Annotated in this window: 23 protein-coding genes; 14 read left to right on the top strand and 9 right to left on the bottom strand. The window is 61.0% G+C overall.

Annotated elements, in window-relative coordinates; genetic code table 11:
• Window positions 1–33 precede the first annotated feature (33 nt).
• Entirely contained in the window at window positions 34–633 is a 600-nt protein-coding gene (locus tag WA225_RS13775; protein WP_422608346.1) for a DUF2796 domain-containing protein, read from the bottom strand.
• Between the two features lie 135 nt (window positions 634–768).
• Here WA225_RS13775 and WA225_RS13770 point away from each other — a divergent pair, with 135 nt between their 5' ends.
• Window positions 769–1,128 carry a hypothetical protein gene (locus WA225_RS13770; RefSeq protein ID WP_422608345.1) on the top strand — a complete coding sequence of 120 codons (360 nt, stop codon included), beginning with the start codon at window positions 769–771 and terminating at the stop codon, window positions 1,126–1,128.
• A 4-nt stretch (window positions 1,129–1,132) separates the two neighbouring features.
• Here WA225_RS13770 and trxA read toward each other — a convergent pair whose 3' ends face one another.
• The 3 genes from trxA to WA225_RS13755 all read right to left on the bottom strand — a co-directional run bounded on the left by trxA (window position 1,133) and on the right by WA225_RS13755 (window position 3,302).
• Window positions 1,133–2,005, bottom strand: a complete 873-nt coding sequence (gene trxA / locus WA225_RS13765) for a thioredoxin (RefSeq protein WP_422608344.1) — start codon at window positions 2,003–2,005, stop codon at window positions 1,133–1,135.
• Between the two features lie 182 nt (window positions 2,006–2,187).
• Window positions 2,188–2,841, bottom strand: a complete 654-nt coding sequence (locus tag WA225_RS13760; protein ID WP_422608343.1) for a class I SAM-dependent methyltransferase — start codon at window positions 2,839–2,841, stop codon at window positions 2,188–2,190.
• Window positions 2,838–3,302, bottom strand: coding sequence for a YbaY family lipoprotein (locus WA225_RS13755; protein WP_422608342.1), 465 nt, complete (start codon window positions 3,300–3,302; stop codon window positions 2,838–2,840). The genes WA225_RS13760 and WA225_RS13755 overlap by 4 nt, the downstream gene beginning before the upstream one ends.
• Window positions 3,303–3,430: 128 nt before the next feature.
• Between WA225_RS13755 and nrdR the strand changes: the two genes are divergently transcribed.
• The 12 genes from nrdR to WA225_RS13695 all read left to right on the top strand — a co-directional run bounded on the left by nrdR (window position 3,431) and on the right by WA225_RS13695 (window position 12,264).
• Complete coding sequence (nrdR, locus tag WA225_RS13750) at window positions 3,431–3,895, top strand: transcriptional regulator NrdR (protein ID WP_007910946.1); 465 nt, start codon at window positions 3,431–3,433, stop codon at window positions 3,893–3,895.
• Entirely contained in the window at window positions 3,892–5,025 is a 1,134-nt protein-coding gene (ribD, locus tag WA225_RS13745; RefSeq protein WP_422608341.1) for a bifunctional diaminohydroxyphosphoribosylaminopyrimidine deaminase/5-amino-6-(5-phosphoribosylamino)uracil reductase RibD, read from the top strand. Before nrdR ends, ribD begins: the two co-directional genes overlap by 4 nt.
• Window positions 5,026–5,072: 47 nt before the next feature.
• Window positions 5,073–5,750, top strand: a complete 678-nt coding sequence (locus WA225_RS13740) for a riboflavin synthase (protein WP_422608340.1) — start codon at window positions 5,073–5,075, stop codon at window positions 5,748–5,750.
• Window positions 5,751–5,766: 16 nt separating this feature from the next.
• The gene (ribBA, locus tag WA225_RS13735; protein ID WP_008081846.1) at window positions 5,767–6,858 is read left to right on the top strand and encodes a bifunctional 3,4-dihydroxy-2-butanone-4-phosphate synthase/GTP cyclohydrolase II; all 1,092 of its coding nucleotides are present in this window, start codon (window positions 5,767–5,769) and stop codon (window positions 6,856–6,858) included.
• Window positions 6,859–6,949: 91 nt separating this feature from the next.
• Window positions 6,950–7,426, top strand: a complete 477-nt coding sequence (gene ribE / locus WA225_RS13730) for a 6,7-dimethyl-8-ribityllumazine synthase (RefSeq protein WP_003228649.1) — start codon at window positions 6,950–6,952, stop codon at window positions 7,424–7,426.
• Window positions 7,423–7,923, top strand: a complete 501-nt coding sequence (nusB, locus tag WA225_RS13725; protein ID WP_016984114.1) for a transcription antitermination factor NusB — start codon at window positions 7,423–7,425, stop codon at window positions 7,921–7,923. Before ribE ends, nusB begins: the two co-directional genes overlap by 4 nt.
• Before the next feature lie 27 nt (window positions 7,924–7,950).
• A complete protein-coding gene (gene thiL, locus WA225_RS13720; protein WP_422608339.1) occupies window positions 7,951–8,916 on the top strand; it encodes a thiamine-phosphate kinase in 966 nt (321 codons plus the stop codon).
• Window positions 8,913–9,416: a phosphatidylglycerophosphatase A gene (locus WA225_RS13715; protein ID WP_007910933.1), complete on the top strand. Its 504-nt coding sequence runs from the start codon at window positions 8,913–8,915 to the stop codon at window positions 9,414–9,416. The genes thiL and WA225_RS13715 overlap by 4 nt, the downstream gene beginning before the upstream one ends.
• A 37-nt stretch (window positions 9,417–9,453) precedes the next feature.
• Window positions 9,454–10,191 carry a substrate-binding periplasmic protein gene (locus WA225_RS13710; RefSeq protein WP_422608338.1) on the top strand — a complete coding sequence of 246 codons (738 nt, stop codon included), beginning with the start codon at window positions 9,454–9,456 and terminating at the stop codon, window positions 10,189–10,191.
• 239 nt (window positions 10,192–10,430) lie between these two features.
• The gene (gene ribA, locus WA225_RS13705; RefSeq protein WP_008081835.1) at window positions 10,431–11,048 is read left to right on the top strand and encodes a GTP cyclohydrolase II; all 618 of its coding nucleotides are present in this window, start codon (window positions 10,431–10,433) and stop codon (window positions 11,046–11,048) included.
• The gene (locus WA225_RS13700; RefSeq protein WP_422608337.1) at window positions 11,045–11,464 is read left to right on the top strand and encodes an MFS transporter; all 420 of its coding nucleotides are present in this window, start codon (window positions 11,045–11,047) and stop codon (window positions 11,462–11,464) included. The genes ribA and WA225_RS13700 overlap by 4 nt, the downstream gene beginning before the upstream one ends.
• The gene (locus WA225_RS13695; RefSeq protein ID WP_422608336.1) at window positions 11,464–12,264 is read left to right on the top strand and encodes a cobalamin-binding protein; all 801 of its coding nucleotides are present in this window, start codon (window positions 11,464–11,466) and stop codon (window positions 12,262–12,264) included. The genes WA225_RS13700 and WA225_RS13695 overlap by 1 nt, the downstream gene beginning before the upstream one ends.
• A 111-nt stretch (window positions 12,265–12,375) precedes the next feature.
• Here the strand turns inward: WA225_RS13695 and WA225_RS13690 are convergent, their stop codons facing one another.
• From WA225_RS13690 to WA225_RS13670, 5 genes are all read right to left on the bottom strand, one after another.
• On the bottom strand, window positions 12,376–14,259 hold the full coding sequence (locus WA225_RS13690) for a TonB-dependent receptor domain-containing protein (RefSeq protein ID WP_422608335.1): 1,884 nt from the start codon (window positions 14,257–14,259) through the stop codon (window positions 12,376–12,378).
• Window positions 14,260–14,423: 164 nt separating this feature from the next.
• Window positions 14,424–16,322, bottom strand: coding sequence for a 1-deoxy-D-xylulose-5-phosphate synthase (gene dxs, locus WA225_RS13685; protein WP_422608334.1), 1,899 nt, complete (start codon window positions 16,320–16,322; stop codon window positions 14,424–14,426).
• A 91-nt stretch (window positions 16,323–16,413) separates the two neighbouring features.
• Window positions 16,414–17,301, bottom strand: a complete 888-nt coding sequence (ispA, locus tag WA225_RS13680) for a (2E,6E)-farnesyl diphosphate synthase (protein WP_422608333.1) — start codon at window positions 17,299–17,301, stop codon at window positions 16,414–16,416.
• Window positions 17,298–17,540 (bottom strand): exodeoxyribonuclease VII small subunit, encoded by a 243-nt coding sequence (locus WA225_RS13675; RefSeq protein WP_003228627.1) that lies wholly within the window; start codon window positions 17,538–17,540, stop codon window positions 17,298–17,300. The genes ispA and WA225_RS13675 overlap by 4 nt, the downstream gene beginning before the upstream one ends.
• Window positions 17,541–17,646: 106 nt before the next feature.
• On the bottom strand, window positions 17,647–18,780 hold the full coding sequence (locus tag WA225_RS13670) for a Fic family protein (protein ID WP_422608332.1): 1,134 nt from the start codon (window positions 18,778–18,780) through the stop codon (window positions 17,647–17,649).
• 278 nt (window positions 18,781–19,058) lie between these two features.
• Between WA225_RS13670 and WA225_RS13665 the strand changes: the two genes are divergently transcribed.
• Window positions 19,059–19,850, top strand: a complete 792-nt coding sequence (locus WA225_RS13665) for a YfaP family protein (RefSeq protein ID WP_422608331.1) — start codon at window positions 19,059–19,061, stop codon at window positions 19,848–19,850.
• Window positions 19,851–19,877: the final 27 nt, after the last annotated feature.

Here is a 19,877-nt window from a genome sequence, read left to right as displayed (position 1 = left end):
AAACTCGCTCCCACAAGGGTATTTCGGTGAGGCTTAGAATTTCAACGCGGCAGCCTTGGCCGTCACTTCGGTACCTTGCTGGCCGCTGGCGCTGATCAGTTGTACCTGAATTTTCTGCGTCGCCGGGAAGGTATTGAAGACGTTAGCCAGATCCAGGGTCTTCAACGCACCCGGTGTGGCGCAGTTGAATTGGTAATGCGCGTGGATTTCGCTGTGGTCGTGGTGATGCTCGTGCCCGTCCTTATCCGCTTCATCGTCGTCATGGTCGTCGGCATCCGGCTTGTCGCCGAACAGCGGGCTTTCCAGTTCCTGACTGACCACTTTGCACCCGGCGGCGGCAGGGAGGCTGAACAGGGCCAAGGGTTTTTCCAGTTGCGCACGGGCAGCGGCGACCTTGGCCTTGTCGGCATCCGAAGTGGCGACGTGCTCGAAACCCACGAGGTTCATCGCCGGGCTTTCCAGCTCAAGCTCCAGGGTCTGGCCATCCAGCGCCGCGTTCAAGCGACCGACGCCGTGTTCATGCGCGCCAAGGCTGCCGTGTTCATGGTCGTGATCGTGGTCATGCTCATCAGCCGCGTGGGCGATGGCCAGCGGCAACAGGGCAAACGGCAAAGCGAGCAGCAGACGACGCATGGCGGTCTCCGGGAAGTAAAGTGAAGAGTTTGTTATGTAATCTTATAACGAAAGTGCGCAGAGTTTGCCCGTGCGCTTGGCGTTGCACAAGTCCCGTGGGAGCATGCAGGTCAGAAAAGTGCGGGAGCGAACTCAATGTTGCGGATACGCGGAACCGCCGGTGATGTGCCGGTGGACTTGACGGTGGAACTGGATGACAACGACTGGGCAAAGCTCGGTTCGGCGCTGAGTGCGCAGGCACCGATTGCGCAATCTGAAGCAGCGGCGCCGGCCCCGGCGGCGAAACCGCTGAATCAGGACGATGCGTTGTGGCAGGTGGCCAGGGATCTGTTGCGTAAGGCCGGGCAGCTCAGCGGGCCGGATCTGCTTGATCAACTGGAAGGGCTGACCGGGAGTGCGGCGGCGGGCAAGCGCTTGCTGGTACGCCTGCGCCATAGTTCGGACGTGAAAGTGGTGAGCGGCGGGGATACGCCGCTCTACAGCTGGATCGAGTGAGCGCTTAGTACAGCGCCGCAAACATCTTGCGGCGGTAAACCGTCACCAGCGGGTGATCATTGCCCAGCAGCTCGAACACCTGCAGCAAAGTCTTGTGCGGCAGGCCTTCGCTGTAGCTGCGGTTGCGGATGAACAGCTTCAAGAGTGCATCCAGCGCCGCTTCATACTGCTGGCGAGCGAGCTGCTGGATCGCCAGTTGATACACCGCTTCATCGTCCTGCGGATCTTTCGCCAGGCGCGCTTTCAGGTCAGCGGCATCCGGTAAATCGCGTGCCAGACCGAGGAACTTGATCTGCGCCTTGGCCCCGGCCAGCGCGGCTTTGTGCTCATCGCTCTTGACCGCGTCGAGTACGGTTTGCGCTTCGTCCAGTTCGCCGCGTTCGGTCAGGCAGCGGGCGTAGAGAATCAGCGCTTTGGCGTTGGTGTTGTCTTCATTGAGTATGACCACCAACGCGGCTTCGGCATCGGCGTAACGGCCGTCATCGAACAACGCCTGAGCCTGTTCGAAAGGGTCGGCCGCCGCCGGTGGTGGCATCTGCACGTGCGGCTCAAGCAGGGCGCGCACAGCGGATTCCGGTTGTGCACCGGCAAAGCCGTCGACCGGCTGACCGTCCTTGAACAGCACCACGGTCGGCAGGCTGCGAATACCGAAACGGGCGACGATGTCCTGCTCGATGTCGCAGTTGACCTTGGCCAGCAGCAGTTCGCCCTGATAGCTCTCCGCAATGCCTTGCAGCATTGGCATCAACGCTTTGCACGGCGCACACCATTCGGCCCAGAAATCCACCAGCACCGGTTTGTTGAAGGAAGCCTCGATCACCGACTGGTCGAAATCGGCCGTCGTGGCGTCGAAGATGTACGGCGTTTGCTCACTCATGGGGGATCTCGTCAAAGCGTGGATGGGGCAACTATACGGCTTGGCGGGGGGTGGCCGGAAGCGGTCAGCCTTTGAGAGGTGTGTTGCATGGGCGGACGCCTTCGCGAGCAAGCTCGCTCCCACATTGGATCTGTGTCGTTCACAAAACCCTTTGGGAGCGAGCCTGCTCGCGAAGCTTTTAGCTAGCGTCGCGCATGGTAGAGGCTGACATGCCTGAACTCTTCCGGCTCCGCCAGATCCGGCAAGGTCATCGCTTCAAGCATCTCAATGCGCGCATACAACGGATGGCGAAAATCCCGAACCCGCGAATCTGCGACCAGCGCCTCACGGCCACGGCTTAAAAACGTATCGAGCAACGGCAGATTCGCCCGGTCATACAACACATCCGCCACCAGAATCAGATCGAAGCGATCGGCCTCGGCAAAGAAATCCGTCGAATAACTCATCTGCACATCATTAAGCTCGGCATTCGCCCGACACGCAGCAACCGCCAGTGGATCGAGATCGCACGCCACCACTTCAAGCGCCCCGGCCTTCACCGCCGCGATACCGGCAATCCCGGAACCGGCGCCAAAATCCAGCACGCGTTTGCCGCGCACCCACTCGGGAAACTCGGCCAGATAACGCGCCACCGCCAGACCACTGGCCCAGCAGAAGCCCCAGTACGGCGGCTCGTGCAGAATTCGCTGAATTTCTTCCTGACTGAATTGGCGATCCATGTTGTCGCCGTCGATCAGCCATAGCCGTAAATCAGTGTCCGGCAACGCGCAGACCTTGAGTCTGGCGTCGCCGAGCAATTCACCTAACGCCTGTTGCAGGTCGAGCGGTGCCGTCATGGTGCTTTGACAAATTGCAGTTGGCCCAGCGCCTGAGTGGTCGGCTGGCTGATGGTCTGCGACGGCAAATGCAGAATCAACTGGCCGGACTGGCTGGCGCGACCGCGCAGTTCAACCCGCAAACCGGCCGGGAAGGCGTCCGGATTGAAGCGCAGGCGAAACGGCAGGATCTGGTTGTTGCCGATCAGGCTGGAACTGGCGAGCAATTGTTGCGGGCGATCCTTCTCGTCGATCACCAGCAGCGCCAGTTCGACTTCGGCACCGGCCGGCACGCCTTGCAGGGTGCCACTCAGTTCGCGTTGATAGGCTGGCAGCGGGCCAAGGTCGGCGGCCTCTTTGGCTTTTTTCTGCGCTTGCTGCGGCGCCGGGCCCGGCGTCGGCGGCTGAGGCTTGGGTGCATCGCTGCCACAGGCCACCAGCAGGCTGAAAAGACTGAGCAAAACGAGCGGACGTAACGGCATTGGATGCTCCAGCAAAATGAAATCCATGGATCAAACGATCATGCCGTTCTGTATACCGCAAAGCCTATGGCTTGTCTTGCCACCGGGATGCGCTACCATGGCCCTCCCTTTTTTTGTTGCCAGCCACCATGCACTGTCCCTTCTGCGGTGCCAACGACACCAAGGTCATCGACTCGCGTCTGGTCGCCGAGGGCGAACAGGTGCGCCGCCGGCGTGAATGCCTGGCCTGCGGCGAGCGTTTCACGACGTTCGAGACGGCCGAACTGGTGTTGCCGCGCCTGATCAAAACCGACGGCAGCCGCCAACCGTTCGACGAAGAAAAACTCCGCGCCGGCATGCAACGCGCGCTGGAGAAACGTCCGGTGAGCGTCGAGCGCCTCGAATCCTCACTGGTTCACATCAAGCACAAGCTGCGCGCCACTGGCGAACGCGAGGTCAAATCCCTCGTGGTCGGCGAGCTGGTGATGGCCGAGCTGCAAAAGCTTGATGAAGTCGCCTACATCCGTTTCGCTTCGGTGTACAAGCGCTTCCAGGATCTCAACGAATTCCGCGAGGAAATCGACCGCCTCGCCCGCGAACCGGTGAAAGAATGACCACCGTCGCCGAGCAGGCCATCCTCGACGCCCACTTCATGGCGCGTGCGCTGGAACTGGCGCGCAAAGGTCACTACACCACCCATCCCAATCCTCGGGTCGGCTGCGTGGTGGTGCGCGACGGGCAGATTGTCGGCGAAGGCTGGCACGAACGCGCCGGCGAACCCCACGCCGAAGTCCACGCCCTGCGCGCTGCCGGTGAGTTGGCCCGGGGCGCTACCGCGTATGTGACCCTCGAGCCGTGCAGCCACCACGGGCGTACGCCGCCGTGCGCCGATGCGCTGGTGAATGCCGGTGTCGCCCGAGTCGTAGCGGCCATGCGTGATCCCAATCCGCAAGTTGCCGGTCGTGGTTTGCAGCGTCTGGCCGATGCCGGCATTGCCACTGAAAGTGGTGTGCTCGAAGCCGCGTCGCGCCAGCTCAATCAAGGTTTTCTGAAACGCATGGAACACGGCTTGCCGTTCGTGCGGGTCAAGTTGGCCATGAGTCTGGACGGGCGCACGGCGATGGACAGTGGCGAGAGCCAATGGATCACCGGCCCGGCTGCGCGTTCGGCGGTCCAGCGGTTGCGCGCTCAGGCAGCGGTGGTGCTGACTGGCGCCGATACCGTTCTCGCCGATGGCGCGCGTTTGACTGTGCGTGCCGACGAACTCGGTCTGGACCCCGAGCAAACCGCGCTGGCCATGAGCCGTCCGCCGCTGCGCGTGTTGATCGACGGGCGCCTGCGGGTGCCGCTGGATGCGCCGTTCTTCAAGGCCGGCCCGGCGTTGGTCGCCACCTGCGTCGCGATCGAAGAGCAATACGCTCACGGCCCGGAATGCCTGATCGTGCCGGGTGATGACGGTCAGGTCGATCTGCATCAATTGCTGATTGAACTGGCCAACCGTGGCGTCAACGAGGTGCTGGTCGAAGCCGGCCCACGCCTGGCCGGCGCTTTCGCTCAGCTCGGTCTGGTCGACGAGTTCGTGATCTTCATCGCCGGCAAGTTCCTCGGCTCCACGGCGCGTCCATTGCTGGACTGGCCGCTGGCTTATATGAAGGATGCGCCGGAGCTGAAAATCACTGAAATTCGTGCGGTGGGCGATGACTGGCGAGTCACTGCCATCCCTGCTCAAGCGGCGAGCGTATAATTCCCGGCCATCGCGTTAGCGCTGGCTTAGTTCTCAAGGAGAACCCCATGTTTACCGGCATCATCGAATCCATCGGCAGTATCCGCGCACTGACCCCAAAGGGCGGTGATGTGCGGGTCCACGTCGCCACCGGCAAGCTCGACCTGAGCGACGTCAAACTCGGCGACAGCATCGCGGTCAACGGCGTCTGCCTGACGGCCGTCGAGCTGCCGGGCGACGGCTTTGCCGCCGACGTCAGCCGTGAAACGCTGGACTGCACCGCCATGAATGACCTGAAAAGCGGCAGCCCGGTCAATCTGGAAAAAGCCCTGACCCCGACCACCCGTCTCGGCGGGCATCTGGTCAGCGGCCACGTCGACGGTGTCGGCGAAATCGTCTCGCGCAGTGACAATGCCCGCGCCGTTGAATTTCGCATCCGCGCGCCGAAAGAACTGGCCAAGTACATCGCCCATAAAGGCTCGATCACCGTCGACGGCACCAGCCTGACCGTGAACGAGGTCGATGGCGCCGAATTCATGCTGACGATCATTCCGCACACCCTGAGCGAAACCATCATGGCGTCGTACACGCCAGGTCGCCGGGTGAATCTGGAAGTCGATTTGCTGGCGCGTTATCTGGAGCGTCTGCTCTTGGGCGACAAGGCCGCAGAACCCGGCTCTTCACAAAAGCCTGGCGGCACGATCACCGAAAGCTTTCTGGCCGCCAACGGCTATCTCAAATCCTGACTGAAGGGGGTGCCTTGTGGCGCTCAATAGCATCGAAGAACTGGTTGAAGACATCCGCCAAGGCAAGATGGTCATCCTCATGGATGACGAAGACCGCGAGAACGAAGGCGACCTGATCATGGCCGCCGAATGCTGCCAGGCCGAACACATCAACTTCATGGCCAAGCACGCCCGTGGCCTGATCTGCATGCCGATGAGCCGTGAGCGCTGCGAACTGTTGAAGCTGCCGCTGATGGCGCCGCGCAACGGTTCCGGTTTCGGCACCAAGTTCACCGTCTCGATCGAAGCGGCCGAAGGCGTCACCACCGGCATCTCCGCCGCTGACCGTGCGCGCACTGTGCAAGCGGCAGCCGCCAAGGACGCCAAGGCTGAAGACATCGTCAGCCCGGGCCACATCTTCCCGCTGATGGCTCAGGCTGGCGGCACCCTCGCTCGCGCTGGCCACACCGAAGCCGCTTGCGACCTGGCGCGCATGGCCGGTTTCGAACCGAGCGGCGTGATCTGCGAAGTTATGAACGACGACGGCACCATGTCCCGTCGCGCCGAACTGGAAGCTTTCGCCGCTGAACACAACATCAAGATCGGCACCATCGCCGACCTGATTCACTACCGGATGATCCACGAACGTACCGTTCAGCGGATTGCCGAGCAGCCATTGGACAGCGAACTGGGCCAATTCAACCTGGTGACCTATCGTGATTCGGTGGAAGGCGACGTGCACATGGCGCTGACCCTGGGCACTGTTTGCGCCGAAGAGCCAACGCTGGTTCGCGTGCACAACATGGACCCGCTGCGCGACCTGCTGATGGTCAAACAGCCGGGCCGCTGGAGCCTGCGCGCCGCCATGGCGGCGGTTGCCGAGGCGGGCAGCGGTGTGGTGCTGTTGCTCGGTCACCCGCTCGATGGCGACGTGTTGCTGGCGCATATCCGTGAAACCGGTGATCAGCCCGCGCCGAAAAAACCGACCACTTACAGCATCGTCGGTGCCGGTTCGCAGATCCTGCGTGACCTCGGTGTGCGCAAAATGCGCCTGATGTCTGCACCAATGAAATTTAATGCGATATCCGGTTTCGATCTGGAAGTTGTAGAATACGTGCCCTCCGAATAATGACCGGTTGTTTCCGGGCTCCGATTCGCGGCAAATAAATCACTGAGGGACGCGTAGCAGACGCGTCCCGGCTCTTTAAGAGAACTGACGAATGACCCTGAAGACCATCGAAGGTACCTTCATCGCCCCTAAAGGCCGCTACGCTTTGGTAGTGGGCCGTTTCAACAGCTTCGTTGTTGAAAGCCTGGTCAGCGGTGCAGTTGATGCCCTGGTTCGCCACGGCGTGAGCGAAAGCGACATCACCATCATCCGCGCACCTGGCGCCTTCGAAATCCCGCTGGTTGCGCAGAAAGTCGCCCAGAAAGGTGAATTCGCAGCCATCATCGCCCTCGGCGCGGTCATTCGTGGCGGTACTCCGCACTTCGAATACGTGGCGGGCGAATGCACCAAGGGTCTGGCCCAGGTGTCCATGGAATTCGGCGTGCCGGTCGCTTTCGGCGTCCTGACCGTTGATTCCATCGAGCAAGCCATCGAACGTTCCGGCACCAAGGCCGGTAACAAAGGTGCCGAAGCTGCCCTGTCCGCTCTGGAAATGGTCAGCCTGCTGGCACAGTTGGAGGCCAAGTGATTAGCGACGAAAGCGATCGTTTCAACCCGCGCGAGCCGCGTCCAACCGACGCCGGCAAGCCTTCGAAAAGTGAAAAGCGCCGCGCTGCCCGTCAGTTGGCGACGCAAGCGTTGTACCAGCGCCACATGGCCAAGACTTCGCTGAACGAAATCGAAGCGCAGTTCCGCGTCGATAACGATTTCACCTTCGCCGATGCCAGCTACTTCCACGACATCCTGCACGGTGTTCCGGCCAGTCTGACCGAGATCGACACTGCGTTGGCACCGTGCCTGGACCTGACCATCGAAGAGCTGGACCCGGTTGAACTGTGCGTACTGCGCCTGTCGACCTGGGAACTGCTCAAGCGCGTCGACGTGCCGTACCGCGTTGTGATCAACGAAGGGATCGAACTGGCGAAAGTCTACGGTTCCACCGACGGTCACAAGTTCGTCAACGGTGTGCTCGACAAGCTGGCCCCGCGCCTGCGTGAAGCTGAAGTGAAGGCGTTCAAGCGCTGATCGGCGCTTGAATCCTTTGTCTCAGCCATGGGCGAGTTTGAGCTGATCCGTAACTTCTTCGCCGCCGCGCCTTGTGCGCAGGGCGGCGAAGGCGTTGCTCTGGGGATCGGCGATGACTGCGCCTTGCTCGCTGTTCCTTCCGGGGAACAGCTGGCGATTTCTACCGATACGCTGGTGGCCGGTGTGCATTTCGCCGACCCCTGCGATCCGTTTCTGCTCGGTCAGCGCTCGCTGGCCGTCGCGGTCAGCGATCTGGCCGCCATGGGCGCCACACCCGTTGCCTTTACCCTTGCCCTGACTGTACCGACGGTGACCGCCGATTGGCTGCAAGCCTATGCCCACGGTTTGAACCGTATGGCGCAGAGTTGCGGCGTCGCGCTGGTGGGCGGCGACACCACACGCGGGCCGTTGAGCCTGACAGTCACAGTGTTTGGTCGAGTGCCGGCGGGTCAGGCATTGACCCGTAGCGGCGCGCAACCGGGCGACTTGCTCTGTGTCGGCGGTGAGTTGGGCAATGCCGCCGGCGCGCTGCCGCTGGTGCTCGGTCAACGTGATGCCGAAGCGCATATCGCCCAACCGCTGCTCGATCATTACTGGTCGCCACAACCGCAACTGGCCCTCGGTCAGGCCCTGCGCGGTAAAGCCACCTCGGCGCTGGATATCTCTGATGGCCTGCTCGCCGACTGTGGCCACATCGCACTGGCGTCGAAGGTGCGGCTTGAGATTGAACGCGAGCGCGTACCGCTGTCGGATGCTTTAGTGGCGTTTCTCGGTCAGCGTGGTGCCGAGCGCGCGGCGTTGAGTGGTGGCGATGATTACGTGCTGGCGTTTACCCTACCGTCCGTCGAGTTGCCGGCGCTGCTGGCCAATGGCTGGCCGATCCACGTGATCGGTCGTGTCTCAGAAGGTCAGGGCGTGGTCCTGATGGATCGCGAAGGGCACGACATCACCCCGCAAATCCGGGGCTATCAACATTTTCAGGAGACACCGTGACAGATCACCCGAAACAGGTTCCGGCCGAATTCGTTCCGCCGTCGGTCTGGCGCAATCCCTGGCATTTCCTCGCGTTCGGCTTTGGTTCCGGCACCTTGCCCAAGGCGCCGGGCACGTGGGGCTCGCTGGTTGCGCTACCCTTTATCCCGTTGTGGCAGATGTTGCCCGACTGGGGTTACTGGCTGATGCTCGGGATCACCATGCTGTTCGGCTTCTGGCTGTGCGGCAAAGTCGCCGACGATCTGCGAGTGCACGACCACGAAGGCATCGTCTGGGACGAAATGGTCGGGATGTGGATCACCCTGTGGCTGGTGCCGGAAGGCTGGTACTGGTTGCTCGCGGGTTTTCTGGTGTTCCGCTTCTTCGACATTCTCAAACCATGGCCGATCCGCTGGATCGACCGGCATGTGCATGGCGGCGTCGGCATCATGCTCGACGACGTGCTGGCCGGCGTGTTTGCCTGGCTGGCGATGCAGGGATTGGTGTGGATTTTCGCCTGATTCCAAGGGATATCAGGGTCAAGTGAGGGGACTAGGGATGGCTCGACGCTGGTTGGCGCTAGTGGTTTTGGCTTTGTTGAGCACCGTGGCCGGTGCGCAAGAAGCTGCGCCGACGCCGGCGGTCATCCACTTGGCCAGCGAAGACTGGGAAGACTACACCGCCGCCGACGGCCATGGCCTCGGTTGGGACGTGTTGCGCAAGGTGTTTGAACCGGCCGGGGTCAAGCTGGATATCCGCAGCGTGCCGTACACCCGTTCGGTGGGGCTGGTGCAGTTGAAGGAGGTCGATGCGCTGGTCGGCTCCTATCGCGACGAAGCCGAAAAGGTCTTGTACCCGCACTGGAACTTCGATTCCGACCACATCTATGCGTTGGGTCTGGCGAGCAATCCTTCGCCCACCCAGGCGACGCTGGGCAAGTATCGGCTGGCTTGGGTACGCGGTTATCGCTATGAAAACTACCTGCCCAATATCAAGCGTTACAACCAGATCGAGCGGCGCACCGGCATTCTGTCGATGCTCAAGCAGGGGCGGGCGGATTACTACATCGATGCGCTGACCGAGATTGAAGCGGTGGTGAAAACGGCGGCCGACCAAACGCAATATCGCTATTCGCATCTGGCCGAGTTGCCGCTGTTTCTTGGCTTTGCCGACACGCCACAGGCACGAACCCTGATGGCGCTGTATGACCAACGCATGGAGCAGTTGGTGAAGAGCGGTGAGTTGAAGCCGATCTTCGAGAAGTGGAAGCAGCCGTATCCCTTCGGCTCGAACTGACGCGATTGCCCGACTGATAAAGAACGCTGTGGGAGCTGGCTTGCCAGCGATAGCGGTGAGTCGGTCACCAGAGTGGCGGCAGATATACCGCCATCGCTGGCAAGCCAGCTCCCACAGGAGGCGCAGTTATCAAACTTTTTGATCGTTATGCCCGATAATTCAGCCTAAGCGTCTGTAGGAACCTGCTGTTACAATGCCGGCCTGCGAATTTTCAGACTCTTTAGATCAGGAGCACACCGGTGCCTGTCGTCTTTGTCGCCGCTTCCAAGCTGCCAACGCCTTTTGCGCAATTCACCATGCACGGTTTTCTCGATGAAGCCACCGGCCGCGAGCACGTCGTGCTGAGCCTGGGTGAATTTGCCGACGGTGCCCCGGTTCTCGGCCGTTTGCACTCCGAATGCCTGACCGGCGATGCCTTGTTCAGCCAGCGTTGCGACTGCGGTTCGCAACTGGAAGGCGCGCTTAAGGCCATCGCCCGTGAAGGCCGTGGTGTATTGCTCTACCTGCGTCAGGAAGGTCGTGGCATCGGTTTGTTGAACAAGATCCGTGCCTACGAATTACAGGATGGCGGCGCCGACACCGTTGAAGCCAACGAGCGTCTGGGCTTTGCCGCTGATCAGCGTGACTACGCCATGTGCCTGCCGATGCTCGAGCATCTGGGCGTGAAGTCCCTGCGCCTGATGACCAACAATCCGCGCAAGGTCAAAGCCTTGACCGACATGGGCATTACCGTCGCCGAGCGCGTGCCGCTGCACACCGGTCACAACCCGCACAACAAACTCTATCTGGCGACCAAGGCCAGCAAGCTCGATCACATGATGGGCAACGAGCATCAGGGCGAGGTCGATCGCGCGTGACGCGGGGTCAGGTGCGGCGCCGGTTATCGGTTGATTGGTGGAAATACCTCGCACTGGCGCTGCTGCCGCTGTTCGTGCTCAACGCCTTGTTCGGTGAGGGCGAAGGGATTCTGCCGGTGCTGGCGATGCCGTTCTTCATTGCCGGTGTGGCATCGATGTTTGTCAGCCTGAAGTTTTTCGGCCGCTACAAACACGCGCTGATCGCCACACAAAAAGCCCTCGATACTCCAGACGAGCCGGCCGCATGGATTGCTCTTGCAGCACGTCGTCGTGCGGCGTTTCTTGCGGCAGCCTTGCCGGCGTGGATCGGCGCACTGGCAGTGTTCGTTGGTCTGGAAGCGGTGCCATTGATGCTGCTGGCACTGTCCACGGCGGTGCTGTTTTATCTCTACCGTATCCCCCGTCAGCTCGGCTGATGCGCCGTCTCTGGCTGGCGATTCTACTGCTGGCTGTCAGTGGCCCGGTGCTGGCGAACCTGCGGGTGGTCAGCCTCGCGCCGTCGCTTTCTGAAATTGTCGTTGAGCTGGATTCGGCAGATCTGTTGGTCGGTGTTCTCGATGCCGGGGAGCGGCCGGCGGCGATCGCCAGCGTCCCCTCTGTTGGTCGTTATGGCCAACTCGACATGGAACAACTGCTCAGCCTCAAACCTGATTTATTGTTGCTGTGGCCCGGCAGCGTCGGCCCGGCACAGCGTGATCAACTGAAGCGTCTGGGCATCCCGACCTTCGTCGCCGAACCGCATTCCTTCGAGCAACTCACTGCCCAGATAGAAGCTATTGCCACGCAATTGGGGCGACCGGAGCGTGGGCTGAAACGGGCGGCGCAATTGCGCAAACAACTCGCAGAACTGCGCCAGCGCTATCGCCGCGATGTGCCGTTGCGGGTGTTCTATCAAGTGTGGGACAAGCCGCTGTACACCGTCGGTGGCGGGCAGATCATCAGTGATGCGCTGGAAGTGTGCGGGGCGCGCAATGTGTTCGCCGACCTGATTCTGCCGGCGCCGCAGGTGAGTGTTGAAGCGGTGTTGCAGCGTGATCCAGAGGTGATTCTGGCGAGTGATCAGGCCCAACTTAATGCCTGGAAGTCGTGGCCGCAGGTAGCCGCGGTGAAGCAAGCAAAATTACTGTTGGTCACCGACAAAGGTCTTGAGCGCCCAAGCGGCCAAATGATCAGCGCCACCGCCAAGCTTTGCCAATTGATCGCGCCTGACCGCTGAAGCCGGCATGACTTCTTCGCGAGCAAGCTCGCTCCCACAGGAGGATTGCATTCCAAATGTGGGAGCGAGCTTGCTCGCGAAGAGGCCAGCCAAAACACTGTAAATCTCAGATCAAAGCTCAGGAGTCCAGGTGACGCCAAACATCCACGCCCGACCCTCCTCACGATAACCATACTGACTGCCGTCATAGCTGTAATTCGCCCGGCTGTAGCCTTTGTCGAAAACGTTATCCACCTTCAGATCCAGCTTGATCTCACGGTTCAGCGCCCAACTGCTGCGCAAGCCGAACAGCGCATAGCCACCCAGCGCCTGCGTATTGTCCTTGTCGTCATAGCTGCTGCTGACCGCCTGCCAACTGGCTCCAACGCTGACCTGATCAAACTGTCGATCCAGATCCCAGCTCAACGTCCGCCGTGCGCGCCGCGCCAATGTGTGGCCGGTATCGCGATCGCGCGGGTCGATGATCGCTACGCCCAGGTTGCTCTGCCAGCCGAACAGCTCCTGCTTCAGCGCTGCTTCAAAACCGTTGATCCGTGCCGAAGCCACGTTCTCTGGACGTGAGTTGCTGCCGAAAATGATCGCGTCTTCCAGATCGGTTCGGTAAATCGACGCTTCCAGCCGGCTGCTGTCGCTCAATTGACTGCGCCATTGCAGCTCGTAGCTTTTCGAGGTTTCCGGTTTCAAGTCCGGGTTGCTGAAATCCGGGTAGTACAGGTCGTTAAAGGTCGGCGCACGGAAGCCTTCGCTATAGCTCAGCAACAGATCATTGTCCGGGTTCAACGGCAGGGTGAATGTACCGCTCCAGGTGTTCTGGCTGCCGAATTGCTGGTTATCGTCATGGCGCAGGCCCAGTTCGGTGGAAAAACTGTCAGCCTGATAACGATGCTGAATGAATGCGGCGCGGTTCCAGCGGCTGTCTTCATCGAACGCGGTGCTGCTGTTGACTCGGTCTTCGTACCAGTCGCCACCGACGATCAAGCTGTTACGCGCGTCCAGTGTCAGGTCGTTCTGCCAGTTCACCGAGTCGCGGTAGGTGTTGAACACCGTGCGCTCGTCGCTGAGCTTGTCCAGTGTCTTCTCGCGGTTCTCGGTATGGCCGAATTCGACGCGGGTTTTCCAGGTTTCGTTGATCCGCGCATCGACATAGCTGCTGATGCTGCTGACGTCGAAATCGCTGTACGGCTGCTGTTGCACCGACTCGAACGTGGTCATGTCGAAGCGGCCGAACGGATTATCGAACTCGCTCTTGCCACGGCTATCCAGCAGATTGGCGCCGATTTCGATGTCATCGGTCAGCGCATGGCTGAGGCTCAGGCTGGCGGATTTATTGCGGTAGGCATCGTGATCGCCATCGCTGGGGTACGACTCATGCGTGCGATCAATCCCGGCGGTTTCATCGAGGCTGGCGCCGAGATTGAACCGGGTTTTTTCATCGCCGCCGGACAAGCCAACACTGCGCTCCCACGTCTGGTTGCTGCCGAAGCCGACATGCATCCGTGGTTGCAAGCCTTGCTCGGTGCCGCGTCGGGTGAAGATCTGAATCACCCCGCCAATCGCGTCGCTGCCGTAAATCACCGAACGCGAACCGCGCAGCACTTCCACCCGCTCGATCTGCTCGATGTTCAGATGCTGCAGGTTGCTGTCGCCAGAAGTGGAACTGCCGATGCGCTGGCCGTCGACCAGAACCAGACTTTGCGCCGACTGCGTGCCACGAATGTAAATCCCCGGCAGACTGCCGCGCCCGCCGGCCTGCGCTACTTGCACGCCGGGTACGCGACGCAGCAAATCCGGTACGTCGCTCGGTTGCAGGCGGTCGATGTCTTCGCGGGTGAATACCGTGTTGGCGGCGCTGCTGTCGTTGCGCGCTTCGACCTGGCGGTTGGCGGAGATCAGCGTATCCGGCAGTTTCAGTGCCTGGTCACGCTCGAAGTTATCGGCGAGGGCGTTGGCGGTTGGCAGCAGAAGGAAGGGCAGGGCGAAGCGCGAGAGGTTCATCAGTGGTCCGTTGACGCTTGGGGCGGATTCAATTTGGCAGTGACACAAACCACTGTGGGAGCGAGCTTGCTCGCGAATACGGTGTGTCAGTCAAAAATGAGTCGACTGACAGTCCGCTTTCGCGAGCAAGCTCGCTCCCACAGGGTTTTGTGCAGGTATTGCGTTTATTTGTCGAGTAAAGCCAGACGCTCACGAATCGACGCTTCGATCCCGGCCTCGTCCAGCCCGCACTCGGCCAGCATTTGCGCAGGTTTCGCGTGTTCGACGTAAACATCCGGCAAGCCCAGATGCAGCATCGACTTGAGAATGTTCTCGCGGGCCAGGAACTCGCTGACCGCACCACCGGCGCCGCCCATGATCGCGTTCTCTTCGAGGGTCACCAGCAATTCGTGGCTGCCGGCAATCTCGCGCACCAGCGCTTCATCGAGTGGTTTGACGAAGCGCATGTCGATCACCGTAGCATCCAGCTTCTCGGCAACTTTCAGCGCTTCGGCCAGTTGCACGCCGAACACCAGCAGGGCGACTTTGCTGCCCTGACGACGGACGATGCCCTTGCCGATTTCGATTGGCTCGAGGTCTTTCTCAATGGTCGCATTCGGGCCGCTGCCGCGCGGATAACGCACTGCCGCCGGACCGTTGTACAGGTGGCCGGTGGTGAGCATTTTGCGCAATTCGTTTTCATCGCTCGGGGTCATGATGACCATACCCGGGATGCAACGCAGGTACGACAGGTCGAAACTGCCGGCGTGGGTCGGGCCGTCTTCGCCGACCAGACCGGCGCGGTCGATGGCGAACAGCACGTCGAGGTTCTGCACCGCGACGTCATGCACCAACTGGTCGTAACCACGCTGCAGGAACGTCGAATAGATAGCCACCACTGGTTTTGCGCCTTCGCAGGCCATGCCGGCGGCGAACGTCACCGCGTGTTGCTCGGCAATCGCCACGTCGAAATAGCGCAGCGGGAAACGTTCACTGAACGCGACCAGATCCGAGCCTTCTTTCATCGCCGGGGTAATCCCGACCAGACGCGGGTCAGCAGCGGCCATATCGCACAGCCACTCACCGAACACCGCCGAATACTTCGGCCCGCCGGCCTTCTTCGGCGCAGCGGCCGGAGCGTCCAGTGGTTCCAGTTTGGTGATGGCGTGGTAACCGATGGGGTCGACTTCCGCCGGGGCGAAGCCTTTACCTTTCTTGGTGACGATGTGCAGGAACTGTGGGCCTTTGAGGTCACGCATGTTGCGCAGCGTGGCGATCAGCGTTGGCAGGTCGTGGCCGTCGATCGGGCCGATGTAGTTCCAGCCCAGCTCTTCGAACAGCGTGCCGGGGACCAGCATGCCTTTGGCATATTCTTCGGTGCGGCGGGCGATTTCCCAGGCGCCGGGCAGGCGCGACAGGACTTTTTTGCTGCCCTCACGCATGCTTGCGTAAGTGCGGCTGGAAAGGATTTTCGCCAGATAATTCGACAGACCGCCGACGTTGCGCGAGATCGACATGTCGTTGTCGTTGAGGATCACCAGCATGTTGGCGTTCACTTCCGGCGCGTGGTTCAGCGCCTCGAAGGCCATGCCGGCGGTCAACGCGCCATCACCAATCACGGCAATCGCCTTGCGATCACTGTTTTGCAGGCGGGCGGCAATCGCCATGCCCAGCGCAGCGCTGATCGAGGTGCTGGAGTGGCCGACGCCAAAAGTGTCGTACTCGCTCTCGGCGCGACGCGGGAAGGCAGCAATGCCGTCCTTTTGACGCAGGGTGCCCATGCGCTCGCGGCGACCGGTGAGGATCTTGTGTGGATACGCCTGATGACCGACGTCCCACAGCAACCGGTCGTCCGGCGTGTCGAAGACGTAATGCAACGCGATGGTCAGCTCGATCACGCCCAGGCCAGCACCGAAATGCCCACCGGTCTGGCCGACCGTGTAGAGCAATTCCAGGCGCAACTCATCGGCCAGGGTTTCCAGCTCGGCTTCGCCTAACCGGCGCAGGCCGTCCGGCGTATTCGCGCGGTCGAGCAGGGGCGTGGTCGGGCGCTTGCGGGGAATCTCATGAAACGTCGTGGGCATCAGGCGAATCGTTATAGGTATAAAAGATGCGGCAGTTTACCTGATGCATCGCCCCCTGCCCACGCGTTGGTTTTTTTTGGCGGATACGCCGTCAGTTGCGCCGCTCGACGATATACCGGGCCAGCTCGCGCAAGGGCTCGGCTGCCGCGTCAAACGGTCGCAGGGCGTGCAGGGCCTGATCGCGCAGTTCCAGCGCGTAAGCCTTGGCCGCGTCGAGACCGAGCAGGGCCGGGTAGGTTGGCTTGTCACGGGCGATGTCGGCGCCCTGGCGTTTACCGAGGGTTTCAGTATCGCTTTCGACGTCGAGGATGTCGTCCTGCACCTGAAAGGCCAGGCCGATGGCCTGTGCATAAGTCTGCAGGGCCTTGAGTTCATCCTTCTCGGCACGGCCACTGGCCAGAGCACCAAGTTTGACGCTGACTTCGATCAGCGCGCCGGTCTTGTGCCGGTGCATCTGTTCGAGGGCTTTCTGATCGAGTTTCAGGCCCACCGAGCCGAGGTCGATGGCTTGACCGCCGACCATGCCTGCCGGGCCCGCAGCCTGGGCCAGCGCGGTGACCATTTGCAGGCGGATGTCGCTGCTGCAATCGCTCAGGCGCGGGTCGAGCAGGGCGCTGAAGGCCAGGCTCTGCAAACCGTCGCCGGCAAGAATCGCGCAGGCTTCATCGAATTTCTTGTGCGTGGTCGGCTGGCCGCGACGCAGATCGTCGTCGTCCATCGCCGGCAAATCATCGTGCACCAGCGAATAAGCGTGGATCAACTCGACCGCGCAGGCGGCGCCATTGGCTTGCTCGGCTTGACCACCGAGCGCTTCGCACGCGGCGTAGGCCAGCAGCGGACGCACGCGTTTGCCGCCGTTCATCACGCTGTAGCGCATGGCTTGGTAAAGCCGCGCCAACTCCGGCAGCGGCGCATTGAACAGGGTTTCCAGAGCGGCGTTGACCCGGGTCTGGCTGGTCGCCGTGTACGCCGCAATCATTCTGGCTGTTCCGCGTCGAAGGGTTCCTCGGCGAGTTCGCCATCGCGCTCCAGCAGCACCTGCACCTTCTGCTCGGCCTGCGCCAGCGCTGCCTGGCAATCACGGGTCAGGCCGATGCCCTGCTCGAAAGCGGTCAACGAGTCTTCCAGCGACAATTCACCGTTCTCCAGACGCTCGACCAATGTTTGCAGGTCGGCGAGGGACTGTTCGAAATCCAGTGCAGCTTTTTTGCGGGCCATGGCGGCGATTTCCGGTTGACGTTAAACCGGCGCGACACTAGCAGATAGGGGGTTTATGGGCAAATGAGCAGGTCGTGGCCGACATTTATTCCCTCGCCACAGTGGACTAATCGGGATAGTTGATCTGGTAGCGCGTGCTGCGGCCACCTCCGGGCAAACGTTGCAGGCAACCTTTGTCCAGCAACTCTGCCAGATGCCGGGTCGCTGTAGCCTTCGACACTTTCGCCACCGCTTGATATTGCCCGGCGCTGATGCCGTGCTCAAAGCCCCGCTCGCCGCCGTCGAGCAAACGATTGAGCACTTTGACTTGCTCCACGCAAAACCCGGACTCGCGGTGCGCCTGCCAGAAGCGCGTCTTGCCCAGCACGCTTTGAATGCGAGTGATGGCTTGTTGCAGGCTGCGCAGCAACGTTTGCAGGAACCATGTGAGCCACTCAGTGATATCCAGCGTGGATTTCTGACTCGACTCCAGAATCCGATAGTAGCCGGAGCGATCATCAAGAATGCCTGCCGACATCGCATAGAAACGGATGGCCAGCGCCTCGCCCTGCGCCAGTGCCAAGTCAGCGATGGTGCGGGTCAGGCGACCGTTGCCATCGTCGAACGGGTGCAAGGTGACAAACCAGAAATGGGCGATGCCCGCGCGAAGCAAAGGGTCCAGCGCGGTTTGATGCTGACTGGCTTCGAACCAATCAATAAATTGCTCGAGACGCTGCTCAAGGCCTTTGCGAGGTGGCGCCTCGAAATGAACCGTCGGACGATCGATGCGCCCGGATACCACCTGCATTGGCTCATCACCGCGTAGCGCACCCCCATGCATTGAGCGCGCAGCTAGGTCAGTCTCCTGGGCGGTGAATAGCCATCTGTGCCATTCCAGCAAGCGCTCCAGCGTCAGCGGTTCGGCGTATCGGCGGGTGGCATCAAGCATCAGTTGCGCCAGTCCCTCGCTGCGTTGACTGACTTTATCGCCGTCGGTCAATTCCACACCCAGGCGTCGCGCCAAAGACGAGCGCACGGAGCCGACATTCAATTGCTCACCCTCAATGGCCGAGGAGGTCACGATATTTTGCAGAAGGGCATCCAGTTCGCTCTGCCCCCCTAAAGAACTGTCCACCGAACCGGCCATACCCATCAATTGACCTTGCGCCTGCACGCACGCTCGCAACAGTGGCGTCAGGCTTTCTGCCTGCCAGTTGAAGTCGGGCCAATCGGGCTGCTGCCAGATCCAGTGAGTTGCCATCGAATGCCTGCCTTGAGTCCGTGAGCCGAATAGAAAAGCTATTCGGCTCATTTTATGAGCCGAATATGACGCCTATTCGGCTCACAGTCCATCCGATTGGCATCATTCCTACAGCGATTGCACATGTATCTGATTGTTAAAAAACCGCCGAATCGCTAATCTTCGCGCCTTCTACGACCCAATAGTCACGGGTCTTTCAGACGAAACGCAGTTTTCACCGCTGTGAAGTACCGAGGATCGGGTGCAAGGTTTCGTTCAGGCATGGCAGGAGGCATTACATGCGTTCATTTCTTTGGCTGCTGATCGGCTTGGCCTGTGCGCCTGCGCTGTGGGCCGCGCCGACGGCCGAGTTGTCGGAACCGGTCGGAGGCTGGCGCTATCACGGCTTGCTCGATCGCACGGAAAATCCGCAAGTCGCCTATCCCACGCCGCCGATCGATCGCGGCATTCAGCGCAATCGCACGATGATCCAGGGCCAGCTCAAGGCCATCGGTCATATGCGCCCGCCACACAGCCTCGCCGTGAATGGCAACCCATTGAATCTGTACACCGACGACCAGGGCCGTTTCGCCCGGCCGTATGCGTTCGGCGCCGGCTCCAACAGCGTCGAAGTGATCAGCGCCGAGGGCCAGTCGCTCAAGCGCGTGCAATTTTATGAAGCAAATAACTTGCGCACGCCGGCACGAATTCGTCTTGTCTTGGGATGGGACGACCCGAAAGCCGAGCTCGATCTGCACATTGTCACGCCCGACGGTCAGCATGCCTTTTGGGCGCAGCCGGCGCTGAGCAATGGCGGTGGTCTGGACCCGGATGGCGTCGATGGCCCCGGCCCGGAAATGTTCACCATGACCGCACCGCTGCACGGCACTTATCTGGTTTACGTCAACTATTGGGGCAACTTCGGCAACGGCGGCTATAACTTCGAGGAGACCAGCAACCAGAACGAGGTGATCACCTCGCAAATCACGCTGGTGCTCAACGAAAACACCGTCGACGAAAAACGCGAGACGTTCATCGTGCCCCTGCGGGCGATCGGTGATCTGCTGCTGGTCAAGACTTTCAACTATTAAGCATCCCGCCACGGATGAAATCGGGTT

The organism is Pseudomonas sp., assembly GCF_049300855.1.
GTDB lineage: Bacteria > Pseudomonadota > Gammaproteobacteria > Pseudomonadales > Pseudomonadaceae > Aquipseudomonas.
This window is presented reverse-complemented; position numbering and strand designations above follow the sequence as displayed.

Bases quoted from the DNA above. Each gene is read 5' to 3' on its own strand.
- nrdR (WP_007910946.1), top strand. From the start codon at position 3,431: ATGCACTGTCCCTTCTGCGGTGCCAACGACACCAAGGTCATCGACTCG.
- WA225_RS13710 (WP_422608338.1), top strand. From the start codon at position 9,454: ATGGCTCGACGCTGGTTGGCGCTAGTGGTTTTGGCTTTGTTGAGCACC.
- WA225_RS13670 (WP_422608332.1), bottom strand. From the start codon at position 18,780: ATGGCAACTCACTGGATCTGGCAGCAGCCCGATTGGCCCGACTTCAAC.
- WA225_RS13770 (WP_422608345.1), top strand. From the start codon at position 769: ATGTTGCGGATACGCGGAACCGCCGGTGATGTGCCGGTGGACTTGACG.
- ribD (WP_422608341.1), top strand. From the start codon at position 3,892: ATGACCACCGTCGCCGAGCAGGCCATCCTCGACGCCCACTTCATGGCG.
- WA225_RS13675 (WP_003228627.1), bottom strand. From the start codon at position 17,540: ATGGCCCGCAAAAAAGCTGCACTGGATTTCGAACAGTCCCTCGCCGAC.
- WA225_RS13775 (WP_422608346.1), bottom strand. From the start codon at position 633: ATGCGTCGTCTGCTGCTCGCTTTGCCGTTTGCCCTGTTGCCGCTGGCC.
- dxs (WP_422608334.1), bottom strand. From the start codon at position 16,322: ATGCCCACGACGTTTCATGAGATTCCCCGCAAGCGCCCGACCACGCCC.
- WA225_RS13755 (WP_422608342.1), bottom strand. From the start codon at position 3,302: ATGCCGTTACGTCCGCTCGTTTTGCTCAGTCTTTTCAGCCTGCTGGTG.
- ribE (WP_003228649.1), top strand. From the start codon at position 6,950: ATGACCCTGAAGACCATCGAAGGTACCTTCATCGCCCCTAAAGGCCGC.
- trxA (WP_422608344.1), bottom strand. From the start codon at position 2,005: ATGAGTGAGCAAACGCCGTACATCTTCGACGCCACGACGGCCGATTTC.
- ispA (WP_422608333.1), bottom strand. From the start codon at position 17,301: ATGATTGCGGCGTACACGGCGACCAGCCAGACCCGGGTCAACGCCGCT.
- WA225_RS13665 (WP_422608331.1), top strand. From the start codon at position 19,059: ATGCGTTCATTTCTTTGGCTGCTGATCGGCTTGGCCTGTGCGCCTGCG.
- WA225_RS13740 (WP_422608340.1), top strand. From the start codon at position 5,073: ATGTTTACCGGCATCATCGAATCCATCGGCAGTATCCGCGCACTGACC.
- WA225_RS13690 (WP_422608335.1), bottom strand. From the start codon at position 14,259: ATGAACCTCTCGCGCTTCGCCCTGCCCTTCCTTCTGCTGCCAACCGCC.
- WA225_RS13760 (WP_422608343.1), bottom strand. From the start codon at position 2,841: ATGACGGCACCGCTCGACCTGCAACAGGCGTTAGGTGAATTGCTCGGC.
- WA225_RS13695 (WP_422608336.1), top strand. From the start codon at position 11,464: ATGCGCCGTCTCTGGCTGGCGATTCTACTGCTGGCTGTCAGTGGCCCG.
- thiL (WP_422608339.1), top strand. From the start codon at position 7,951: ATGGGCGAGTTTGAGCTGATCCGTAACTTCTTCGCCGCCGCGCCTTGT.